Annotated in this window: 3 protein-coding genes; 1 reads left to right on the top strand and 2 read right to left on the bottom strand. The window is 64.7% G+C overall.

From position 1 onward, the window contains the following. Positions 1–3: 3 nt before the first annotated feature. Positions 4–1,827 carry a TadG family pilus assembly protein gene (locus EOA33_RS27260; protein ID WP_127407055.1) on the top strand — a complete coding sequence of 608 codons (1,824 nt, stop codon included), beginning with the start codon at positions 4–6 and terminating at the stop codon, positions 1,825–1,827. Here EOA33_RS27260 and EOA33_RS27265 read toward each other — a convergent pair whose 3' ends face one another. Further along, entirely contained in the window at positions 1,828–2,196 is a 369-nt protein-coding gene (locus EOA33_RS27265) for a hypothetical protein (RefSeq protein WP_127407054.1), read from the bottom strand. It lies immediately after the preceding gene. Then, on the bottom strand, positions 2,196–3,860 hold a 1,665-nt coding region (locus tag EOA33_RS27270; protein WP_245482449.1), incomplete at its 5' end, for an alpha-glucosidase family protein. The genes EOA33_RS27270 and EOA33_RS27265, both read right to left, overlap by 1 nt.

The following is a 3,860-nucleotide window of genomic DNA, read 5'->3' on the forward strand; positions in this document are numbered from 1 at the left end:
CATATGATGCGCGCCGCTGCCGCCGCGATGCTGCGATCGGGCAGCCGGCTGATCGCCGACAGGCGCGCCAACTTCGCCGTCATGGCGGCGCTGAGCGCGCCGGTCGCGCTGGCGCTGACAGCCTTCGCGGTCGACGAAGGCGCGCTGTTCAACGAGCGCCGCGCGGCACAGTCGATCGTCGATCTCGCGGCGATCACCGCCGCGGCCAACATCAACAATGCCGAGAAGGCGGTGCTGACCACGCTGAAGGACAACGGCTTCAACTCGGTCGCCGTCCAGAAGCAGGGGACGACCATCGAGCCGACGGCCAGCAAGGCGGTCGTCCAGGTGGTGCCCGGCCGCTACTCCGGCGTCAGCGCGATCGCCGCCGGAAGCCGTTTCGAGGCGGGCAAGCTGCCTTACAACGCCGTCCAGGTGTCGCTGAAGAAGAAGGGCACTCTCTATTTCGGCGCGATGATGATGAAGCCGCCGGTGATCGGCACGACGGCCACCGCCAGCGCCCAGGCGGAGGCCGCGTTTTCGGTCGGGTCGAGGCTCGCCAGCCTCAATGGCGGCGTCGTCAACGCGCTGCTCGGCGGGCTGCTCGGCACCGACATCTCGCTCAGCGTGATGGATTACAGCGCGCTGGCATCGGCCGATATCGACGTGCTTTCCTTCACCGACGCGTTGGCGACGGAACTGCGGCTGACGGGCGTGAGCTATTCGGACGTGCTGGCTTCGAAGGCCACAGTCGGCCAGATCGCCACTGCCATGGCCGATGTCCCCGGGCTCGACCGCACCTCCAAGCTGGCGCTGCAGACGATGGCGGCCGGCGCCACCAACATGGTCAAGATCCCGCTCAGCCACCTGATCGATCTCGGCTCTGTCGGCAGTCTCGGCGTCGGGCAGAAGCCGGCCGGGCTGACCGTCGCCGCGAGCGCCATGAGCATGGTGACGGCGGCGGCGGCACTTGCCAACGGCACCAACCAGGTACAGGTCAATCTCGGCGCGACGATACCGGGCTTGACGTCCCCCCCGCTCAGCATCGCCATCGGCGAGCCGCCACAATCCTCGCCGTGGCTGAAGGTCGGCGAGGCCGGCACCGTGGTGCGCACCGCGCAGACCCGCATCAAGCTGAATGCCAGCGTCGGCCTCGGGAACGGGAACAACGGCGGCGGCTACGGCAATGGCAACGGGAGCGGCAACGCCGGCACGAATTTGGGTGGCGGCATCAAGCTGCTCGCCGTCAACCTGCCGCTCAATGTCGAGGTGGCCTATGCCGAAGCAAAGCTCACCGACGTAAGTTGCCCGACCGGGCGTCCCGACAGCCTGAAGGTCACGATCGCGGCACAGCCCGGCGTCGTCGCCGCGCACCTTGCCGACACCAACGCCAGCGGCTTTGCCGACTTCACCAAGCCGCAATCGTTCAGCGACGCCGAAATCGCCGACGTCAGCGTCAAGCTTTTGCTGGTCAACCTCAGCCTGCTGCAGATCAACGGATCTTCGGCGTTCTCGGTCACCAACATGGCGCCGACGAACCTGACGTTCAATGCCACCGAGATCGCTGCCAAGACGATGAAAACAGTGTCGACGAAGAACCTGACGCAGTCGCTCTCCACCTCGCTGGTCAACAACCTGTCGCTGTCGGTCAAGGCGCTGGGCGCCGGGCTCGACGTCACCGCCCTGCTCAGCACCGTGAAGCCGGCGGTGGTGACGGTGCTCAACGGCGTGACCGCGCAGGTCGACAACCTGGTCTACAACGTACTTGGCGCGCTCGGCGTGCATGTCGGCGAAGCCGATATCCGGGTCACCGGCGGGACCTGTGGACGCTCCGTGCTGGTTCAGTAGTCAAATTGTAGAGATAATCAAATTTGCCTCTTCAAAGAGATTCAGGCCATCGAAGTCGACGTATATGGTCTGGCCTTGCACATATATTTGATCAAGCATCGCTGAAATCGCGCCAGCGTGTTCCTTAGACAAGGATATCAATACCTTTCCGTCTTGAATCCTCACTAAGTGCTCGTTCTCAGTGACAATCGTGACCTGAAAGCCAGATATGCCACCCGAAAAATTTGCGTTGAATCCAGACGACATGTCGACAACATCGCGGAGCAACAATTTCGAAGACAGCTCTCGTACCTCACGAAGCGTGCACAACACAATTACGGATGGCGGTGGCTCCCCGAACGCGACTTCGTTCGTGAATTCGATGAGCATCACCGAGCCTCGCTGGACATTGACGGGCTGGCCGCCAAGTTGGTTCGCCCCAGAAAGAAACCCAGCGGCGGCAGTGACAATACGTCCTCGGCAATGACCGCGCCGGCGCCGAGATCGATCACTTCAACAGGCCCCAGAGCCGGCGGCAAGGGCCAGACCGCCTGCTCGTCGGCGAAGTTGAAGACGCAAACCAGCCTCTCGCCCTCACCCTCGCGGACGAAGGCAAGGACATCGCCTTCGGCATCCAGAAAGCGGATCGACCCGCCGACAAGCGCCGAGTGCCGCCTGCGCAAGGCGAGCATCGCCCGATAAGCGGCAAGCACCGATCCCTTCTCGCCGTTCTGGACGTCGACGGCGCGGGCGCGGTGGCTGGCCGGCACCGGCAGCCAGGGCCTGCCCGTCGTGAAGCCGCCATTGTCGGCGCCGTGCTCCCAGGCCATCGGCGTGCGGCAGCCGTCCCTGCCCTTCACGCCAGGCCAGAAGCGGATGCCCAGCGGATCGCGCAGATCCTCATAGGCAAGCTCGGCTTCCTCCAACCCAAGCTCTTCACCCTGATAGAGGCAGATCGAGCCGCGCAGGCAGGCGAGTAGCGCGATCGAGAATTTCGCCACCCTGTCCGGCTCGCCGCCCGGCCGCGTCCAGCGGCTGACATGGCGCACGACATCATGGTTGGAGAACGCCCAGCAGACCCAGCCGTCGGCGGCCGTGCTTTCGAAGGCCTCGACGCAGCCGCGTATGTGCGCGGCCGAGAATTGCGGCCCCAGCAGGTCGAATGTGTAGCACATCTGCAGCTTGTCGCCGCCTGAGGTGTAGGCGGCGAGCGTCCTCAGCGAGCGGTCCTCGTCGCCGACCTCGCCGACCGCGGCGCGGTCCTGATACTCGTCGAGCAACGCGCGGAAGCGGCACAGGAAGTCGAGGTTCTCCGGCCGCGTCTTGTCGAACAGATGCTCCTGGAAGGCATAGGTGGTGGTGGCGCCGTTGGTGCCGGCGACGCTTTCCGCCAGAGGCGGGTTGTCGCGCAGCCAGCGGTCATGGAAATAGTAATTGACCGTATCCAGCCGAAAACCGTCGACGCCGCGCTCCAGCCAGAAGCGCACCGTGTCCAGCACCGCGTCCTGAATCTCCGGATTGTGGAAGTTGAGGTCGGGCTGGGCGGCGAGGAAATTGTGCATATAGTACTGCCGGCGAGTGGCATCCCACTCCCAGGCCGGCCCGCCAAACAGCGACAGCCAGTTGTTGGGCGCATTGCCGTCGGACTTGGCATCGGCCCAGACGTACCAGTCGGCCTTCGGGTTGTCGCGGCTGGCGCGGCTCTCGACGAACCATTCATGCTTGTCGGACGAGTGGGAGATCACCTGGTCGATGACGACCTTCAGGCCGAGCCGGTGCGCCTCGGCGATCAGTGCATCGAAATCCTCCAGCGTGCCGAACATCGGATCGACGTCGCGATAGTCCGACACGTCGTAGCCCATGTCGGCCATGGGCGACTTGAAGAAGGGCGACAGCCAGATGGCGTCGACGCCGAGCGAGGCGACATGCGCGAGCCTGGCGGTGATGCCCTTGAGATCGCCGCTGCCGTCGCCCGTCGTGTCCTGGAAGGAGCGCGGATAGATCTGGTAGATGACGCAGCCGCGCCACCAGTCGGACCCGCGCCGCCCATTGCC

Origin of the sequence: Mesorhizobium sp. M4A.F.Ca.ET.050.02.1.1 (assembly GCF_003997725.1) — a bacterium.
In the GTDB taxonomy this organism is placed as follows: Bacteria; Pseudomonadota; Alphaproteobacteria; order Rhizobiales; family Rhizobiaceae; genus Mesorhizobium.